The 16,987-nt window shown below is 61.0% G+C and carries 16 protein-coding genes and 2 pseudogenes; 8 read left to right on the forward strand and 10 right to left on the reverse strand.

Going from position 1 to position 16,987, the window contains the following annotated elements:
• Positions 1 to 18: 18 nt before the first annotated feature.
• On the forward strand, positions 19 to 318 hold the full coding sequence (locus ATY79_RS23635) for a DUF1127 domain-containing protein (protein WP_088694658.1): 300 nt from the start codon (positions 19 to 21) through the stop codon (positions 316 to 318).
• Positions 319 to 406: 88 nt separating this feature from the next.
• On the opposite strand, the gene ATY79_RS23640 is transcribed toward ATY79_RS23635, so the two are convergent.
• The 5 genes from ATY79_RS23640 to ATY79_RS23660 form a co-directional block, all read right to left on the reverse strand.
• Positions 407 to 1,270, reverse strand: a complete 864-nt coding sequence (locus ATY79_RS23640; protein ID WP_088694657.1) for a DUF937 domain-containing protein — start codon at positions 1,268 to 1,270, stop codon at positions 407 to 409.
• An 85-nt stretch (positions 1,271 to 1,355) separates the two neighbouring features.
• Positions 1,356 to 2,729, reverse strand: a complete 1,374-nt coding sequence (locus tag ATY79_RS23645; RefSeq protein ID WP_088694656.1) for a glutamate--cysteine ligase — start codon at positions 2,727 to 2,729, stop codon at positions 1,356 to 1,358.
• Positions 2,730 to 2,879: 150 nt separating this feature from the next.
• The gene (locus tag ATY79_RS23650; protein WP_088705053.1) at positions 2,880 to 3,617 is read right to left on the reverse strand and encodes a 16S rRNA (uracil(1498)-N(3))-methyltransferase; all 738 of its coding nucleotides are present in this window, start codon (positions 3,615 to 3,617) and stop codon (positions 2,880 to 2,882) included.
• A 13-nt stretch (positions 3,618 to 3,630) separates the two neighbouring features.
• Positions 3,631 to 5,130: an inorganic phosphate transporter gene (locus tag ATY79_RS23655; protein WP_088705054.1), complete on the reverse strand. Its 1,500-nt coding sequence runs from the start codon at positions 5,128 to 5,130 to the stop codon at positions 3,631 to 3,633.
• 62 nt (positions 5,131 to 5,192) lie between these two features.
• The gene (locus ATY79_RS23660; protein WP_088705055.1) at positions 5,193 to 5,705 is read right to left on the reverse strand and encodes an NUDIX hydrolase; all 513 of its coding nucleotides are present in this window, start codon (positions 5,703 to 5,705) and stop codon (positions 5,193 to 5,195) included.
• Positions 5,706 to 5,970: 265 nt separating this feature from the next.
• Between ATY79_RS23660 and ATY79_RS23665 the strand changes: the two genes are divergently transcribed.
• The gene (locus ATY79_RS23665) at positions 5,971 to 6,852 is read left to right on the forward strand and encodes a LysR substrate-binding domain-containing protein (protein ID WP_189637244.1); all 882 of its coding nucleotides are present in this window, start codon (positions 5,971 to 5,973) and stop codon (positions 6,850 to 6,852) included.
• Positions 6,853 to 6,945: 93 nt separating this feature from the next.
• Positions 6,946 to 8,103: an adenosylhomocysteinase gene (locus ATY79_RS23670; RefSeq protein ID WP_088705056.1), complete on the forward strand. Its 1,158-nt coding sequence runs from the start codon at positions 6,946 to 6,948 to the stop codon at positions 8,101 to 8,103.
• A gap of 87 nt (positions 8,104 to 8,190) precedes the next feature.
• On the opposite strand, the pseudogene ATY79_RS23675 reads toward ATY79_RS23670, so the two are convergent.
• Positions 8,191 to 8,865: pseudogene (locus ATY79_RS23675) on the reverse strand (zinc-binding dehydrogenase).
• The gene (locus ATY79_RS32010) at positions 8,862 to 9,140 is read right to left on the reverse strand and encodes a hypothetical protein (RefSeq protein ID WP_348627576.1); all 279 of its coding nucleotides are present in this window, start codon (positions 9,138 to 9,140) and stop codon (positions 8,862 to 8,864) included. Before ATY79_RS32010 ends, ATY79_RS23675 begins: the two are co-directional and overlap by 4 nt.
• Positions 9,141 to 9,181: 41 nt before the next feature.
• Between ATY79_RS32010 and ATY79_RS23680 the strand changes: the two are divergent.
• Positions 9,182 to 9,756 (forward strand): annotated as a pseudogene (locus ATY79_RS23680) (substrate-binding domain-containing protein); the annotation flags it as partial.
• Between the two features lie 19 nt (positions 9,757 to 9,775).
• Here ATY79_RS23680 and ATY79_RS23685 read toward each other — a convergent pair.
• Positions 9,776 to 10,672: a LysR family transcriptional regulator gene (locus tag ATY79_RS23685; RefSeq protein WP_088694650.1), complete on the reverse strand. Its 897-nt coding sequence runs from the start codon at positions 10,670 to 10,672 to the stop codon at positions 9,776 to 9,778.
• A 134-nt stretch (positions 10,673 to 10,806) separates the two neighbouring features.
• Here ATY79_RS23685 and ATY79_RS23690 point away from each other — a divergent pair, with 134 nt between their 5' ends.
• Genes ATY79_RS23690 through ATY79_RS23705 form a run of 4 tightly spaced genes read left to right on the forward strand, consistent with a single transcriptional unit; the run spans position 10,807 to position 15,245 of the window.
• A complete protein-coding gene (locus ATY79_RS23690; protein WP_088705057.1) occupies positions 10,807 to 12,246 on the forward strand; it encodes an FAD-linked oxidase C-terminal domain-containing protein in 1,440 nt (479 codons plus the stop codon).
• Positions 12,243 to 13,448 (forward strand): FAD-binding protein, encoded by a 1,206-nt coding sequence (locus ATY79_RS23695; protein ID WP_088694648.1) that lies wholly within the window; start codon positions 12,243 to 12,245, stop codon positions 13,446 to 13,448. Before ATY79_RS23690 ends, ATY79_RS23695 begins: the two co-directional genes overlap by 4 nt.
• 4 nt (positions 13,449 to 13,452) lie before the next feature.
• Complete coding sequence (gene glcF / locus ATY79_RS23700) at positions 13,453 to 14,766, forward strand: glycolate oxidase subunit GlcF (protein WP_088705058.1); 1,314 nt, start codon at positions 13,453 to 13,455, stop codon at positions 14,764 to 14,766.
• A 38-nt stretch (positions 14,767 to 14,804) separates the two neighbouring features.
• Complete coding sequence (locus ATY79_RS23705; RefSeq protein WP_088694646.1) at positions 14,805 to 15,245, forward strand: hypothetical protein; 441 nt, start codon at positions 14,805 to 14,807, stop codon at positions 15,243 to 15,245.
• A gap of 33 nt (positions 15,246 to 15,278) precedes the next feature.
• On the opposite strand, the gene ATY79_RS23710 is transcribed toward ATY79_RS23705, so the two are convergent.
• Together ATY79_RS23710 and ATY79_RS23715 are read right to left on the reverse strand one after the other, a co-directional pair.
• Complete coding sequence (locus tag ATY79_RS23710; RefSeq protein WP_088705059.1) at positions 15,279 to 15,959, reverse strand: L,D-transpeptidase; 681 nt, start codon at positions 15,957 to 15,959, stop codon at positions 15,279 to 15,281.
• A 134-nt stretch (positions 15,960 to 16,093) separates the two neighbouring features.
• The gene (locus ATY79_RS23715; RefSeq protein WP_088705060.1) at positions 16,094 to 16,834 is read right to left on the reverse strand and encodes a L,D-transpeptidase; all 741 of its coding nucleotides are present in this window, start codon (positions 16,832 to 16,834) and stop codon (positions 16,094 to 16,096) included.
• Positions 16,835 to 16,987 lie beyond the last annotated feature (153 nt).

The raw sequence follows: 16,987 nt of genomic DNA on the forward strand, positions 1-16,987 counted from the left end.
CCAATGAAAGGATCAGCCATGCGCACGACAGACCGGATACTCGAACTCGACTGCAGCCAGACCACCCTGACGTTCTCCCAGCGTCTCGCAAATGGCTTTGCAACGTTGTCATCCGTACTGCGCGTGTTCCGCAACCGTATGGAGATCAACCGGCTGCACGATCTCGATGACAATCAATTGAGGGATATTGGCCTTAGCAGGGCCGATCTCACCTCGGCCTTCCTGGCGTCGACCTTCTTTGAAGATCCGTCGGAACATCTGACGCGTTCCGCGCGCAATCGCGGACCGAAGTCGCTCTTCAGGTCCCGAAAGGATTAAGGGCGGCCCAATTTTTTCCCCGCAGGGTGATAGCCAATAGCCCTGCCTCTTGCCCGGTGACTGGCCTCCCAGCCGTCTCCGGGTTTTTTTATGCCTTCGGGGGCGAGGAGGGAGGCGCCTTCGGCATATAGGTCTCGAAGATCGCTTCCATGCTTTTCTGGTAGCTCTTCTGCACCTCGAGCCCGCTGTCGAACATGTTGCTCAGCATGTCCATGTAGCTTTCCGTTTCCGCCTTTGCCTGCTCCTTCGGAGTTTCGGTCGGCTTCGGCTCAACTGGCTTTCCAAGCGAACCCATCATTTCCTGAAAAGCCTTGGCGAAAGGGTTGTCGAAAAACGGGTTGGTGACCGTCTTCTCTACCTCCGGCTTCTGCATACCGAACATCAGCTGCATCGCCTGGGTGAAAGGATTGTCGAAGATGCTCGGCTCAGGAGTGGGCTTTTGCTTCGGCGCGAAACCGGTGCTTTCGAGCCATTTCTGAATAGTTTCGCCCATCGCCGTGTTGACGAATGGATTGACCGGTGCATTCATCTGCCCCATCGACTGCTTGAACAGCCCGCCCATCAACGTGTCGGCCATGACAGGCAGCATCTGCTTGTAGATTTCCTGCCCGATTCCGGTCATCTGGGCCGCCTGGGCTGCCACAGCACGCGAAACTTCCTTTGAGCCGAACAGCTGCGCAAGGATGTCGTTGCCGTCCGATATTCCCTGCGGCGTGAAAGCCTTGCTCATGTCCTCGAAATATTTGGCGTAGTTGCCGGAGCCGACTGCCTGCATCAGCCCCATGAAATCGTAGGGGTTGCTACCGCTCCGTTTGAGGCCGGCGGAAAAGGCCGGCACGAGCGCCGCCATCGCCTTGGCGGCCTGCTCCTGAGCAAGATTGAACTGCTTGGATACGGCATCCATTGCCGCGCCGTTCTGGGCCTGCATCATCATGTCGAAGAGTGGCAGCATGGAAATCCCCTTCCCGGTTCGCAACGCTTAATTGAGTCACTATAGCCGGAAAAAGGAATGCGCAAACCGCTTTTTGCAGAAGGATTTAGTATTGATATTCTTCGAAGACCGGCGCAACGGAACCGTTCCAGCGGCCATGGTAGAGCGCCAGCAGGTCTTCGGCCAACGTCGCCTTCTTGGCCATGACTTCGTCGAGCGGCGCAAGGAAGATGGTTTCGTCCTGGCCTTCCCGGTTGAGCTTGTTACGCGCCCTGAGACCCGCCTTCGAAACGGCTATCACTTCGCGTGCGGTTTCATAGAGCTCATGCCCACGAAACTTTGCCCTCAAGCCTTGAGACGGCACGGCGTCGCGCAAGGCGTTGACCTCGTCGAACGCCCAGTCCTTGGTCAGCATATCGGCATCTTCAAGCGCCGCCTCGTCATAGAGAAGCCCGACCCAGAAGGCCGGTAACCCACAAATCCGTCGCCAGGGGCCACCGTCCGCGCCACGCATTTCGAGGAAGCGCTTCAGGCGCACATCCGGGAAGAGCGTCGAGAGATGGTTCGTCCAGTCTCCCATCGTCGGCTCCCACTCAGCGACTTCGCCCTTCAGCGCGCCGTTCATGAACTGCCGGAAGGTGATGTGGGTACAGTCATGATAGTGCCCGTCACGCACGACGAAATACATCGGCACGTCGAGGGCCCATTCGACATAATCATGAAAACCGAAGTCGTCGCGGAAGGTGAAGTCCAGCAGACCGGAGCGATTGTTGTCGGTGTCGCGCCAGATGTCGCCGCGCCATGAGAGCAGGCCGTTGAGCTTGCTTTCGGTAAAGGGCGAGGAGGCAAAAAGGGCGGTTGCCAGAGACTGGAGCTTCATCGAAACGCGCATCTTCTTGCGCATGTCGGCTTCCGAGGAAAAATCGAGGTTCACCTGGATCGTGCAGGTGCGATACATCATGTCGAGACCCTTGGATCCGACCTTCGGCATGTAGCGGGTCATGATCTCGTAGCGGGATTTCGGCATCACCGGCGTTTCGGCCAACGTCCATTTGGGGCTGCCGCCAATGCCGAGGAAGCGGATGCCCATGGGCTCGGCGATCTCACGCAATGTCGCAAGATGCGCGTTCGATTCCTTGCAGGTCTCGTGGATCGTTTCCAGCGGCGCCCCGGACAATTCGAACTGGCCGCCGGGCTCGATTGAAATGGCGCCCATTCCCTTCGGCTCGCCAAGGCCGATGATATTGTCGCCGTCCATGATCGGATCCCAGCCGGATTTCTGCTGCAGACCTTTCAGCAGCGCCGAAATGCTGGCCTCGCCGAAGTACGGCACCGGGCTGTTATCGGCCCGGAAGAAGGCGAACTTCTCATGCTCGGTGCCGATGCGGAATTTCTCCTTCGGCTTGCTTCCCGCAGCAAGATAATCGGTCAGCTCCTGAACCGATGAGAGTGGCGTCTGGTCGGTGGTATCGCGAGCCATTCAAGTCTACCTGCAATGGGAGAGCGCCTGGAAAAAACCCGGGCAATTGGAAGGGTGATTAGGACCGCTCCCACGTATGTTGCAAGTGAAATTGTTTCAACGGCTCATCAAAAAAATAGCGGCATATTTTGGCCATCACCGATCCTAAGGTTAATTCCAGTCGCCGATCGACGCCTGAATGACGGCCATGGCAGCAACTGCAGCCGTATCGGCTCTAAGTATCCGCGGCCCGAGCGGGATTGCGGTGACGAAATCGAGGCTGCGCAGCCGCGCACGCTCCTCCTCGGAAAAACCGCCCTCTGGTCCGACCAGAAGGGCCAGCTTTCGCTCGCTGATTTTGGACAGCAACGGCAGCGGGTTTTGCCCCGCGTCGCCCTCGTCGCAGTAGACGATGCGGCGGTCGCTCGGCCAGGTATCCAGTAGGTCGGAAAGCTTTATCGGCTCGGCAACATCGGGGATGTCCAGTATCCCGCATTGCTCCGCCGCTTCGATGACATTTGCCCTCAGCTTGTCGAGATTGGTGATCTTGCCCTGCACGTGTTGTGTCATCACGGGGCGCAGTGTGCCGGCCCCCATCTCGACGGCCTTCTGCACCAGATAATCCAACCGCCCGACTTTCAGCGGCGCGAAGAGATAGTGCAGGTCGGAAGGGGCGGGCTGCGACCGCGTCTGCTCCTCCGCAATCAGCACAACACGTTTTCGCGTTGGGAAGGTGAGGCGTGCCTTCCACTCGCCGTCGCGGCCGTTGAAGACGAGCAGCTCGGCGCCCTCGGCCATACGCAGCACGTTGGCGAGATAGTTGAAGTGATCTGCCGTCGTCTCCACCGTTGTTCCGGCAGCGAGCGGGGCGTCCACAAACAGCCGTTGCATCCGAAAATTGGCGCGCATTGAATAGTCCTGCTCAAACAAAGAGCGCGAACATAACCCAATAGAGGATGGCTGCAAGCGCTGCCGAGGCCGGCACGGTGATGACCCAGGCAGCAATGATCGTCATGAAATGCGAACGACGGACGAGATAGCGGCGGCGAACCTCATGCGTGTTCGGGTCTTCCGGTTCGTCGATCGCCCAGCTTTCCGCCTTGCGGCGCATGTATTCGATACGGCGCTTCGAATGTCGCGTGTACCACTCGCGGAAGAAGCCGACGCCGAACACCGAGCCGACCGCGATGTGCGTCGTACTGACGGGCATGCCGAGCCATGAAGCGACGATAACGGTGAAGGCCGTGGACAGCGCCACGCAATAGGCCCGCATGGGGTTGAGCTTGGTAATTTGCTCACCGACCAAGCGGATTAGGCGAGGCCCGAACAGCAGCAAGCCGACCGAGATGCCGAAGGCGCCGATCAGCAGCACCCATATCGGAGGCTGGCCGTGCACCCCCTCAGAGGGTTCACCTACGGCGCGCACGATGGCCGAAAGCGGTCCGACGGCGTTGGACACGTCATTGGCACCATGGGCAAAGGAGAGCAGGGCTGCCGAGCCAATCAACGGGATCTGAAACAGGACGCGCAGCGAACTGTTGCGGTTTTCGAGCCCGACAGCCTGCCGCAGAACGAACGACCGCGCCGCGATCCATCCGATGAAGCCGGCCGCGACCCCGAAGAGGTGTATGGTTAGCGTCGCGAATTCGCCGGGCGTTTCGAGCTGCAGCATCATGTAGGACGAAAAGCCGCCAACCATCATGGCGATCAGGATGGGCACCCAACGCCGCGCCGCGGCGATCTTGTCGGTGCGGTAGATGATCAGGGTCTTCACCATGAAAAGCAGACCGGCGGCAATCACGCCGCCGAGCAGCGGGGAGGTCACCCAAGCCGATGTGATCTCGATCATCACCCGCCAGTTCACCGGCTCGGGACCGACCGCGCCGATACCCGCGCCGATCACCGCGCCGACGATGGCGTGCGTCGTCGATACCGGCGCGTTCATCCAGGTTGCGAGGTTGATCCACAGGGCGGCGGCCATCAATGCCGCCATCATGATCCAACCGAGCGTCGCTGGCGGCACCTGCACCGCGTCCACGATGCTTGAGGAGATCGTCTTGACGACCGCGCCGCCCGCAACCGTCGCGCCGAGAATTTCGAAGATTGCGGCGATGACCAGCGCCTGTCCCATCGTCATCGCGCGGGCGCCCACCGCCGCGCCGACGTTGTTGGTGACGTCGTTCGCGCCGATGTTCATGGCCATGTAGGCAGCGAGCGCTGCGGCGGCGATCACCAGCACCGCACTTGGCCGGTCGAAGACGTAGACGCCCGCAAAAAGCATGGCCAGTCCGAGGAAGATCAGTCCGAGACCCGGCGCCACCAGCTTTCGTGACACGAATTTCGCCGCATCCTCGACATGCATAAGCTTGTCGAGGTCCTTGTCGAGCGTTCGTTTGGTGAGGACGGCTGGTCGGTCGGGCATTCTATTCCTTCGTTGAATCCTGCTTTAGCGCCGCCAAGTTTAGCAGCGCAAGATGGCAGTATTCATTCCGCTGGAATTTGCCTTGGCGACCTTGCGGCGAGCTGTTCCGTCATACGGCGTTTAAACTGCAGAAAGAGACTGCGAAGTTCGGGCTCGTGGACGCGCTTCACTGCCTCGTTGCAGGAGACCCACTCCGTCTTGCGTTCGCCCTTTTCCTTGAAGTTCTTGGACATCTCCGAGACCTCAAGCGCATAGACTTGAACCTTGCAGGTGACCTTCAAGCCGTTCTTCAGCATCTTGGGATAGCAGTAGGCGCCAAGCGTTTGGTGCTCGATGGTCCCACGAACGCCGGCTTCCTCGAATGCCTCGCGGGCTGCGACCTCATAGGAGCAGCGTCCGTCCATCGGCCATCCTTTGGGGATAACCCAGCGGCCGGTATCGCGGCTGGTTAGCAAAAGTACTTCAACATCGTTGGCCTTCTTTTTGACCCGGTAGCAGAGCGCAGCATATTGTTGACGCGGGGGGCGCCGAAACATGAGCTGAACGTCTGAAGCGAGGCGGGCAAGAAGAGTCAACGGTCGGGTCACCTTTGCATTTTTATTGGAGTGAGTCGTCTATATTAGTATCCGCTGGAAAGCTTTCGCGATCCATAAGCACTTCATGCGTTTTGCACGGATTTGATTGCCATCAATAGGAACTTTTTGTTTCGCCGGGTAACAAAAAATCCGCCAGATACTATCCTGATTCCGCCAATGCACAGGCGTTCAATATGCGCCTGTCCTGTATTTCAATCAACGAGTGCATAATGTAGTGCACTGTTATGTCCGCAGTGTGGTAACCATGCGTCTTCCTCCCCTAAAAGCGATCCGTGCCTTCGAAGCCGTTTACCGGCATGGCAGCATTCTCGGCGCTGCCGCAGAACTCGGTGTCGTGCGCGGCGCCGTGCGTCAGCAGATCTCGATCCTTGAAAACTATTTCGGCGAGAAACTGTTCGAGCGCGATGGCAGAAAATTGGCTGCAACCGCGAAGGCAACCGAGTTTGCGGAAGCCTCCAATGCAGCCCTTGTTCTGCTCGAGCGCGCCGCGGCAGACTTTGTTGGACGTGAGCAGCGCCGCGTCCGCCTCGGCGTGCCATCGGCCTTTGCTATATGGTGGCTTATGCCGCGACTTGCAAATATGCAATCAGCGCTTGATGGCGTGGATGTCGATATCGTGCCGATGTCGATTGTCGAACCCTTGTCGCTGCATCCGGAGCTCGATGCGGTCATTATGGGCGGTGAATACCGGCCGGCCGCAGGCGTGACCGCGGTCAAATTCATGGAGGATGAGTTCGGACCCGTTGCCACACCGGATCTTGCGGCAAGGATCGCCGACAATCCCGCCAGAATGGTGGAGAGCACCGCTCTTGTTAGCCGCAGCGCGCCAACCCTCTGGCAGGAGTGGTTTGCCGAAAGCGGTACCCAGGCCGTCATCTTCCGGCGCAAGCAGGAGTTTGAAGATTTGCTGCTCGCACTCGGAGCGGCGCGATCGGGCGTGGGAGTCGTGCTCGCGCCGCGCGCCGCCATCGAGGATGATTTGCAGCGCAATGTGCTTGCGGCACCCTATGGCTTCGTTCGCCGACCCGCGGGCTATAGCCTGTCTTGCGGCGATGCCGATGCCAAGAGGCCGGCGTTCACCGCTCTCCGGGACTGGCTGCGTCGCTCCGACGTGTCGAAGCAATAGGGCAGATTTTCTGCCCTATTGCGAAGAATTATCTCCATGGTCGAAAAGCGTGCCCGGGTCTAGCACTGCATTGACAGCGGAAGGACATCGGACATGCAAAGAGACGCAACGCGCATCGAATGGATCGGCAACAACTGCCGATTGCTCAAGGCAACGGCGGCGGAGTTCGAGAAGACGCAACCGTTCGCCGGTCTGACCATCGGCACCGGCATCCATCTGGAGCCGAAGACCGTGGCGCTGCTGATGACACTCAAGGCCGGCGGCGCACGGCTCGTCTGCACCGGAAACCTGAACAGCACGCAGCCTTCGACCGTGGAGTTTCTCCGCTCGCAGGGGATCACCGTGTTCGCGACCCAGACGACGGACCCCGTCGCGCATCATAAGAGCTTGGAGGCGGTCGTCGCTGAAAAGCCGGATCTGCTGCTCGACAATGGCGGCGACCTCTTTGCGATCGCGGCTGGGGCTTCTTACGTCGGCCTTCTCGGCGGCACCGAGGAAACGACATCAGGCCGCACACGCCTGCTGCCGATGCGGGCAAAATTGAACATGCCGATCCTGGTCATCAATGACAGCCCGATCAAGCAGTTCGCCGAAAACAGACATGCCGTCGGCCAGAGCCTTTTCGAAAGCTACATGCGCTTCACCAACCGCTCGACCAACGGTAAGCGTGTCACGGTTTTCGGCTACGGCGCCTGCGGGAAGGGGACAGCGGCCTGCTTCCGCAATGCGTTTTCAACCGTCAGCGTCGTTGATATCGATCCGGTGACAGCGCTGGAGGCGCACCTCGACGGCTTCTCCACGCCGCTGCGCAACGAGGCGATTGCCACAGCCGATGTGCTTGTCACGGTCACGGGCTCTCCCGCGATCGTCACCGCCGCCGACCTTCCGCTGATCAAGGACGGTGCGATCTTAATGAATGGCGGACATTTCCCGCATGAGATCGATGTTGCGGCATTCCGGCAGCATCCAGATGTCGTGCGGATCGATCGCTACGAGGCGGATCATATCGAGACCTTGCACCTCCGCGACGGTCGCTCTTTCCATATTCTCGGCGGCGGGCATATGGCAAACCTCGCCGGCCCCCGGCCGCTCGGCAATTCCGTCGAATCGATGGATCTTGGTTTCACGCTGCAGGCGCGCTGCCTTGAGCGTGTCGCCAGGCGCGATGTCGGCGCCGAGAGCTGTATCGTCCCGGTGCCTGCAGATATCGATGCCAGGGTGGCAAGCGCCTATCTCGATCTGGCGCGATAAGTGACGGGCGCGGCGAGAATCCGCCGCGCACCTCCAAATTTCAGGCAATCTCCACCACCAGCTTGCCGTTTGCCTGGCGGCTTTCGATCAACGCATGGGCTTCGGCGACATCCGAAAGTCCGAAGCGGCGCGCGTCCAGCCTCGGCATCACCTTTCGGCCTCGACGAGTTTGCCGACCTCCCTCAGGATCTCGCCATGGTGGCTGCGCCCTTCGCCGGTCAGAAGCGGCAGCAGCGTAAAGACGCCCGAATAGCTCGCCGCCTTGAACGACAGCGGGGCAAGCGCATGCGTTCCCCATCCGAGCGCGCTGACGACGTGACCGAATCGTCCGACCGCCTGGAAGGCCCCATCGAGGCCGGGACCGCCGACGGTATCGTAGACGATGTCGAAGCCTTTGCCGCCGGCGTGACCGCCGACATAATCCGTCACAGTCTCTACTCTGTAGTCGATCGGCGTTGCTCCGAGGCTTGCGAGGTAATCCGCCTTGGCGGCGCCGTCGACCGCAAACACATCAGCGCCTGCGGCTTTCGCGATCTGTACCGTAATGTGCCCAACGCCGCCGCCGGCGCCGAGGACGAGAACCTGCTGGCCCTTGCGGACATTGGCGCGATCGACCAGCCCTTCCCAGGCGGTGATTGCGATCAGCGGCAGGGCTGCTGCTTCCCGCATCGAGAGATTTTGGGGCTTCGGCGCAATCAGCCTGGCGTCGACCGCGGCGAATTCAGCCAGCGAGCCCTGGATGCCGCCGACGCCACCGGTCATGCCATAGACTTCGTCGCCGCGGTGGAACTCGGTGACGCCGGGGCCGACCTGCTCGACGACGCCAGCCAGATCAATGCCAAGAACGGCCGGAAACGGATGCCCGCATGGGCGGCATTGCCGGCGCGGATCTTGGTGTCCAGCGGATTGACGCCGCTTGCCTTGATGCGGACCGAAATCTCACCCTCTCGCGGCGTCGGCTTGGCGACCTCGGCGAGACGGAAATCGGCCTTCGGCGCGTCAATCAGGAGCGCCTTCATCGTTGTGAACTGGGACATGCAACTCTCCTTTCGTCTCTGTCGCTCGGAGAATGCGCGGCGGCTTCCTGCGCTTGTCTTCTTCGGAGTGGTTCGGAGCACATGGCTTGCGCCGGTGCTTGCGGAATTCTCGCTGCGTCATCCGAAGATCGTCGTCGAATTGCTGACCGATAGCCGCCTGCTCAACCTCTCCCGCCGGGAGGCTGATGTCGTTGTGCGGATCGCGCCCTTCATCGAGCCGGACGTGATATCGCGCAAGCTGCTGCATATCGACTACCGGCTTTATATCCGCCGGGGCGCCGAGCACCCGAGGGCAGGGGATGGCGCGGGTGCCCGTCTGGTCACGATGGACGAGGCCTTTGGCGGCGTGCCCGACGTGGCGTGGGTGACGCGTCTTTTGCCGAAGGCCGAGATTGCCATGCGCAGCAACAACCGAGATGTGCAGGCGGCGCTATGCAGGAATGGGGCCGGCCTTGCCGTTCTGCCGCGCCCCATTGGCGATTTGATCGCTGACATCGAGCCGGTCGATCTCGGTGAAGCGCCGCCCGGGCGCGACACGTGGATCGGCTATCACCGGGACATGAAACGGCAGGCGCGCTTGCGGGCACTGCTTGATCTCGTCATCGAGAGGCTGGCGAACTGGCCGGTGAAAGCCCCTAGCGTTCCCAATAGGGGACCGGGCCGTAGACTTCGGCGAGATAGTCGATGAACAGCCGCACCTTGGCCGGCAGGAATTGGCGGCTCGGATAGACCGCAGAAAGCGTCACGTTGCGCGATCCCTCGTAGGCGGGAAGGATGTGAATCAATCGGCCATCCTTCAACTCGCCGCTGATGTCCCAGGTGGAGCGCAGCGCGATCCCGAGCCCGGATATGACAGCCTCCCGCACCACTTCGCTGGAATTGGTGACGAGCATCCCTTCCGGCCGCAGAGAAAGCGGGCCCTCGGGTCCTTCCAACCGCCAGGCATCGTTGTTGTGCGCGGGCAGGCAGCGATGTTGCTTAAGATCTTCGATCGTCTGCGGCGTACCGTTGGCGGCGAGATAATCCGGGGAGGCGCAAAGCAGGCGTCTGACCGGTGCAAGTCGCCGCGCGACAAGACTCGAGTCGGTCAGTTCCGCAATCCGGACGGCAAGGTCGAAGCCTTCGCCCACGATGTCAGTGAATTCGTCGCTGAGCACCAGATTGATCGCAAGCCCCGAATGCATGTCCATGAAGGACTTCAGATGAGGGGCGACATGCGTGCGTCCGAACGAGGTCGGCGCCGTCACTTTCAGAGTTCCCTGCATCTGCGCGGAGCGCCCGGAAATGTAGTATTCCGCCTCCTCGATACCGGCGAGAATGCCGAGCACGCGATCGTAGAAGCCCTGGCCCGCCTCTGTCAGCGAGATCTGCCGCGTCGTGCGTTGCAGGAGTCGCGTGCCCAGCCGATCTTCTAGCCGCTTGATGCGTTTGGAGACCACGGCCGGCGAAAAGCCGAGCGCCCTACCGGCAAGCGACATGCTCCCTGTCGAAACGACTTTTGCGAAAATTTCGAGGTCACCCAGATTGGTCATGCGCTTTGATTGTTTGTCCTTTTGGAATAAGTGCTTAGCATTTGCGCCATAATGGGGAAAGTGCTAAGCCCGATTGAGCCGGCACCGCGGAGGATGCGTCCGGTTTTCGCTGCCGCCGGCGAAGGGAGAGAGCTATGTCCGACACCATTTCGTTTCTCGCCCCGCGTGCCGACGTACTTGCCCGCCGCCGGCAGATCGTCGCCGATCTTGTCGACTTGCTGCCGCCGGAATGCCTGGTGCATGAGGCGCGCGAACTGATGCCGTTCGAGACCGATGCCTTCGTTTCCTATCGCCGGATGCCGCTGGCGGTTGCCCTGCCGCGAACGACCGCGGAAGTGGCCGCTGTCATGAAATACTGTCATCGCTATGGGGTCCCGGTGGTGCCGCGCGGCGCCGGAACGTCACTCTCGGGCGGCGCGATTCCGCAGGAGGATGCGGTCGTCGTCTGCGTTTCCAAGATGAACCGCATTCTCGACATCGATCTGCACAACCGCGTGGCGGTCGTCGAAGCGGGCGTGACCAATCTGAATATCTCGGAATCCGTCGCCGCGGACGGCTTCTTCTATGCGCCCGATCCGAGCTCGCAGCTGGCCTGCACGATCGGCGGCAATATCGGAATGAATTCCGGCGGCGCGCACTGTCTGAAGTATGGCGTGACGACCAATAACTTGCTCGGTGTAAAGATGGTCCTGACGGATGGCACCGTCATAGATCTCGGGGGCAAGGCGTTGGATGCCGGAGGCTATGACCTGCTTGGGTTGGTTTGCGGACACGAAGGCCAGCTTGGGATTGTCACGGAAGCGACCGTCCGGCTGATCGCCAAGCCCGAGGGCGCGCGGCCGGTCCTGTTCGGCTTCGATACCTCCGAGGAGGCAGGGTTCTGCGTCGCCGATATTATCGCTGCGGGTATCATTCCCGTTGCCATCGAATTCATGGACAAGCCTGCGATCGAAATCTGCGAAGCCTTTGCCAAGGCCGGCTATCCCTTGGATGTCGGTGCGCTGTTGATCGTGGAGGTCGAGGGATCGGAAGCGGAAATGGACGACATGCTGAAGAGCATCGTCGAAATCGCGCGCAGGCATGGCGTGAAAACCGTCCGCGAATGCCAGTCGGCAACCGAGGCTGCGCTGATCTGGAAAGGCCGGAAGTCGGCCTTCGGCGCCACCGGGCGCATTGCCGACTATATCTGCATGGACGGCACCGTGCCGCTCAGCCAGCTTTCCCACGTGCTGAAGAAAACCTCTGAAATCATCGATCGCCATGGGCTTCGCGTCGCCAATGTGTTCCATGCCGGCGATGGCAACATGCATCCTCTGATCCTTTTCAATGCCAATGATCCGGAAGATGCCGCGCGCGCCGAGGCAGCGGGCATGGAGATCCTGAAGCTCTGCGTCGATGCCGGTGGCTGTCTGACGGGCGAACACGGCGTCGGCATCGAAAAGCGAGACCTGATGCGCCATCAGTATTCCGAAGCGGACTTGGCACAGCAGATGGCCGCACGCGCTGCGTTCGATCCCGACTGGCTCCTGAATCCGTCCAAGGTCTTCCCGCTCGAGGGACGTCCAGCCGCATGATCGACCTATCGCCTATGACGGACGAAGAAGCTGCGGCAGTCGTCCGCAGCCATGCGCAGGCAGGCAAGCCGCTCGCACTCTGCGGCGGCAACACGCGCTCTGGTTTCGGAAATACCGTGGTGGCGGAAAGCCGCCTACGGTCGTCCAATCTGAGCGGCATCGCGGCCTATAATCCGGGCGAGATGGTCTTGACCGCACGCTCGGGAACACCAATGTCCGAGATCGAAGCCGCACTGGCCGAGAACGGTCAGATGATGGCCTTCGAGCCGATGGACCATCGGCTGATTATGGGAACGTCAGGCGAGCCGACGATCGGCGGCGTCTTTGCTGCAAACGTCTCGGGCCCGCGTCGTTTCGTGGCGGGAGCCGCGCGCGACAGTTTGCTTGGCGTCAGCTTCATCAATGGCAAGGGTGAGGTGATCAAGGCTGGCGGTCGCGTAATGAAAAACGTGACCGGGTTGGACCTCGTCAAGCTGATGGCCGGTTCGCACGGCACGCTGGGGTTCCTGACCGAAGTGACCTTCCGGGTGCCGCCGCGACCGCGAACCGAAGCGACCGTCGTCGTCTCGGGACTGAACGATGCCGAAGCTGCCAACGCCATGGCCGCGGCGATGGCATTGCCGGTCGAGGTCTCCGGCGCCGCGCATTTGCCGATGACCGTGTCCTGGAAGTTTCTCGACAGCACGCTTTCCGGAGGGGAGGCGACGTGTCTGCGCATCGAGGGCCTGCCGGGCTCCGTCGATGCTCGGGCAGCCAAGCTCGTTGCGGCCATGCAAGTGTTAGGATCGGTCACGCGGCTGGAACAAAGTGAGAGCGCCCGTCTTTGGAAAGATATCCGGGATGTCGCGCCTTATGCTGACGGCACGATGCGGCCCGTTTGGCGGGTTTCTGTCGCGCCAACCGTCGGCCACCAACTCGTCGCAGCCCTTCGCCTGGAAGCCGGCGTCGATGCATTCTACGACTGGCAGGGCGGGCTGATCTGGATGCGAATGGAGGCAGATGCCGACGCGGACCTCTTGCGCCGCTTCATCAAGGCGCTGGGCGGCGGCCACGCCACGCTGATCCGCGCCCCGGAGAAGATCCGGGCGATGACGGCGGCCTTTCAGCCGCAGCAGGAGGCAGTGGCCTTGCTCTCGCAGCGTCTGAAGCTGAAATTCGATCCCGCCGGCATCTTCAATCCCGGGAAGATGGCAGGAGCATAGGGCAATGCAGACTAATTTCACGCCCGCCCAGCTTGCCGACCCCAATGTTGCTGAATCCGAGAAGATCCTGCGCAAATGCGTCCATTGCGGCTTCTGCACCGCGACCTGTCCGACCTATGTGACGCTCGGCAATGAGCTCGACAGCCCGCGTGGCCGCATCTATCTGATCAAGGACATGCTGGAAAACGGGCGCCCGGCAGACGCTGAAGTCGTTACCCATATCGACCGCTGTCTCTCGTGTCTCGCCTGCGTGACGACCTGCCCCTCCGGCGTCGACTATATGCACTTGGTCGACCACGCACGGGCGCATATCGAAAAGACCTACAAGCGTCCTTTCATGAACCGGCTCGTGCGGGCCATCCTTGCCGCTGTTTTGCCCTATCCCGATCGGTTTCGCCTCGCGATCAAGCTGTCGTCGGCGGGGCGGCCGTTCGCAGGCCTTCTCAGGCGTTCGCCCGCATTGAAACCATTTGCCGCGATGCTGGCGCTGGCGCCGCGACGTATTCCTCCCGCCTCGAGCTATGCCGCGCCGGCAAGCCACCCTCCTGTTGGTGAGAAGCGCGGTCGCGTCGCGATCTTGACTGGCTGCGCACAACCGGTCCTCGACCCCGGGATCAACGAGGCAACCATCAGGCTGCTCACGCGGCTTGGCGTCGAAGTCGTCGTTCCCGAGGGGGAGAGCTGCTGTGGCTCACTCGTCCATCACATGGGGCGCGAAGAGCAGGCTTTGGCGAGCGCACGCGCCAATGTCGATGTGTGGACGCGTGAAATCGAGAGGGGTGGGCTCGACGCAATCATCATCACTGCCTCCGGCTGTGGCACGACGATCAAGGACTATGGTCATATGTTGCGGCTCGATCCCGCCTATGCCGAAAAGGCGGCGCGCGTATCGGGCCTGGCGAAGGACATCACGGAATATCTCGTATCGCTCGAGCTTCCGACACAGATGCCGAAGGGCATCATCGTCGCCTATCACTCTGCCTGCTCGATGCAGCACGGGCAGAAGATCACGATAGCGCCCAAGCGACTGCTGAAGGCGGCCGGCTTCAATGTCCGCGATCCCGCAGAAGGCCACCTCTGTTGCGGCTCGGCCGGTACCTACAACATCATGCAGTCGGATATTTCCGAGGTACTCAAGACCCGCAAGGTCAAGAATATCGAAGCGACGAAGCCGCAGGTGATCGCAACCGGCAATATCGGCTGCATCATGCAGATTGCGACCGGGACAGCCCTTCCGATCGTTCATACGGTGCAATTGCTGGATTGGGCCTATGGCGGGGATGTACCGGAAAAATTAAAGGATTTGCCTTTAGCTTAGCGGCGCGTCGGATTATCCGGCGATTTCAGGAGCCGCTCATGTATCGCACTATCGTCGCGCTAACGGTTTTCTGCGGCGCGGCAACTGCCGCCCACGCAGACACTCGCTATTTCTGCTCGGCGGATGACAAGGACGTGCGCTTTACGGTCGAAAGCGGCTTCGAGGCTGGCGGCGGCCACAAGCTCAATCATCTTCGCGGCGCTCTGGTGGCGAAGAACGATGACGTTCCGCAGGCACTCAAGAAGATTGCCGTCAGTTCAGAAAACCTGACGCATCACTGGTCGCATGACGGTGAACTGCGGCTGGAGATCTTCTATGAGGGTGGTGACGATGCGAATGGCCAGGGGATCAGCCTGATCGTGATGGCTGGTCAGCGCGGAAAATCGATGAACACGTTCTCGGGGACCTATGAATTCGCTCTCGACGGTGGCGCAAAACCGCTCACCGCCACCGGCAAGGTCACCTGCGGATCGAAATAGGCGACCGGTTGCCCGGCCGCCTGATTGCTTGTCTCAGCCGCCGAACAGCGTCCGCAGCACGTCGATGCCGCGATCGTCGAAGCTGACTTCGCCCTGCTTGTTGCCGGGACCAACGACGATGACCTTTGTGCCGACGGGCGCGCGATCATAAAGATCGATCACATCCTTGTTCATCATCCGGATGCAACCGGACGACATGTTGAGGCCGATCGACCACGGCTGATTGGTGCCGTGGATACGGAAGGAAGTATCGTTGCCGCCCTTGTAGAGATACATGGCGCGGGCGCCGAGCGGATTGTCTTCGCCGCCTTCCTGGAAGGTCGGGAGGATGTGACCCTTTGCCGCCTCGCGAACGCGCATTTCAGGCGGTGGCGTCCAGCCTGGCCACTCTGCCTTGCGGCCGATCTTGACGACGCCCGACCAGCCGAAGCCCTCGCGGCCCACGCCGATGCCATAGCGCGTCGCGCGGTTCTCCGTTTCGACGAGGTACAGGAACTTGTGGTTCGTATCGATGATGATCGTTCCGGGCGCTTCGTTGGTGACGAGGTGCACGCGCTGGCGCTTGAACTGTGGCTTGACCGATTTCGGCGGCACGGCGACCCGGACGACAGGCGCGCCATCATGAGCAGGCGTAGTCGGCTGCGCCGACACCGATGCGGACATGGAAGAGACCAGAAGGCCGGCGGCCGCAAGGGCCGTCGCGAATTTCAGCATGGTTGATTCCCTCAAAGCAAAACTGGAGCGAAGCTATCCGAACTTCGATCCAGTTCAAGATGTCGGGCGCGGAATGAAGCAGGTGCGATGTTAAATTGCAACTGTTCTTGGCGGCATGCCGTATTGATGAGCCTTTACATGACGATGACGCGAGTTCCAATCTTTACGCGTTCGTAAAGGTCAACGACGTCTTCGTTGCGCAACCGAATGCAGCCGGAGGAGACCGCGTTGCCGATCGTCCAGGGGGCGTTGGTGCCGTGGATGCGATAGAGGGTCGAGCCAAGATACATGGCACGTGCGCCAAGCGGGTTCTCTGGCCCGCCGTCCATGCGCGCCGGGAGGTAATGGCCCTTGGCGGCTTCGCGGCCGATCATTTCCGCCGGCGGCGTCCAGTCTGGCCATTCGGACTTGCGGGTGATCTTGTGCGCGCCGGCCCATTCGAAGCCCGGCTTGCCTACGCCGACGCCGTAACGTCGTGCCTTACCGCCGTCCATCACCAGATAAAGGAAGCGGCTGTTGGTATCGATGACGATCGTGCCGGGCTGCTCCGTGGTGTCGTAGTTGACGATCTGCGGCAGATACTGTGGGTCCAGCTGGCGGCGGACGACAGGAACGCCGGGATTGATGGCGGACGTCGGTTGTGCCGCGGCGGCGGGAGCGCGGCCGAAGGCGCCGGACGTGAACAGACCGCGTTGCGGAAATACCGGTTGCTTGTAGACGACGGGGCGAACCTTGCCGCCGAACTCCATGATCCAGGGCTCCGCGAGATCGGGGCTCAGAACAACCGGTGGGCGCGTCGCATAACGATCGTCGCCGAGCGCGGCCGTGGAAAAGGCGCCGAGCATCGCTGCGGCGAGCAGAAGGGATTTCATCATCGGACGGACTCTCTACAAATGGCCGAAATGCGCGGACGGCACCGGCCGTCTGCTTTCACGCTGCCATCTTTCCCGCCAGCGAATGGTAAATTTGAATTCATTCAAACCTGAAGCACCGGATAAACTTTTCGTCAGGGTTATCGTTCGGTTTGG

It is taken from the genome of Rhizobium sp. R693 (assembly GCF_002211315.1).
Classification (GTDB): domain Bacteria; phylum Pseudomonadota; class Alphaproteobacteria; order Rhizobiales; family Rhizobiaceae; genus Rhizobium.

Coding starts and splice junctions, on each gene's coding strand:
- glcF (WP_088705058.1), top strand. CDS start 13,453: ATGCAGACTAATTTCACGCCCGCCCAGCTTGCCGACCCCAATGTTGCT.
- ATY79_RS23665 (WP_189637244.1), top strand. CDS start 5,971: ATGCGTCTTCCTCCCCTAAAAGCGATCCGTGCCTTCGAAGCCGTTTAC.
- ATY79_RS23640 (WP_088694657.1), bottom strand. CDS start 1,270: ATGCTGCCACTCTTCGACATGATGATGCAGGCCCAGAACGGCGCGGCA.
- ATY79_RS23645 (WP_088694656.1), bottom strand. CDS start 2,729: ATGGCTCGCGATACCACCGACCAGACGCCACTCTCATCGGTTCAGGAG.
- ATY79_RS23650 (WP_088705053.1), bottom strand. CDS start 3,617: ATGCGCGCCAATTTTCGGATGCAACGGCTGTTTGTGGACGCCCCGCTC.
- ATY79_RS23670 (WP_088705056.1), top strand. CDS start 6,946: ATGCAAAGAGACGCAACGCGCATCGAATGGATCGGCAACAACTGCCGA.
- ATY79_RS23685 (WP_088694650.1), bottom strand. CDS start 10,672: ATGACCAATCTGGGTGACCTCGAAATTTTCGCAAAAGTCGTTTCGACA.
- ATY79_RS23690 (WP_088705057.1), top strand. CDS start 10,807: ATGTCCGACACCATTTCGTTTCTCGCCCCGCGTGCCGACGTACTTGCC.
- ATY79_RS32010 (WP_348627576.1), bottom strand. CDS start 9,140: ATGTCCCAGTTCACAACGATGAAGGCGCTCCTGATTGACGCGCCGAAG.
- ATY79_RS23715 (WP_088705060.1), bottom strand. CDS start 16,834: ATGATGAAATCCCTTCTGCTCGCCGCAGCGATGCTCGGCGCCTTTTCC.
- ATY79_RS23635 (WP_088694658.1), top strand. CDS start 19: ATGCGCACGACAGACCGGATACTCGAACTCGACTGCAGCCAGACCACC.
- ATY79_RS23705 (WP_088694646.1), top strand. CDS start 14,805: ATGTATCGCACTATCGTCGCGCTAACGGTTTTCTGCGGCGCGGCAACT.
- ATY79_RS23710 (WP_088705059.1), bottom strand. CDS start 15,959: ATGCTGAAATTCGCGACGGCCCTTGCGGCCGCCGGCCTTCTGGTCTCT.
- ATY79_RS23655 (WP_088705054.1), bottom strand. CDS start 5,130: ATGCCCGACCGACCAGCCGTCCTCACCAAACGAACGCTCGACAAGGAC.
- ATY79_RS23695 (WP_088694648.1), top strand. CDS start 12,243: ATGATCGACCTATCGCCTATGACGGACGAAGAAGCTGCGGCAGTCGTC.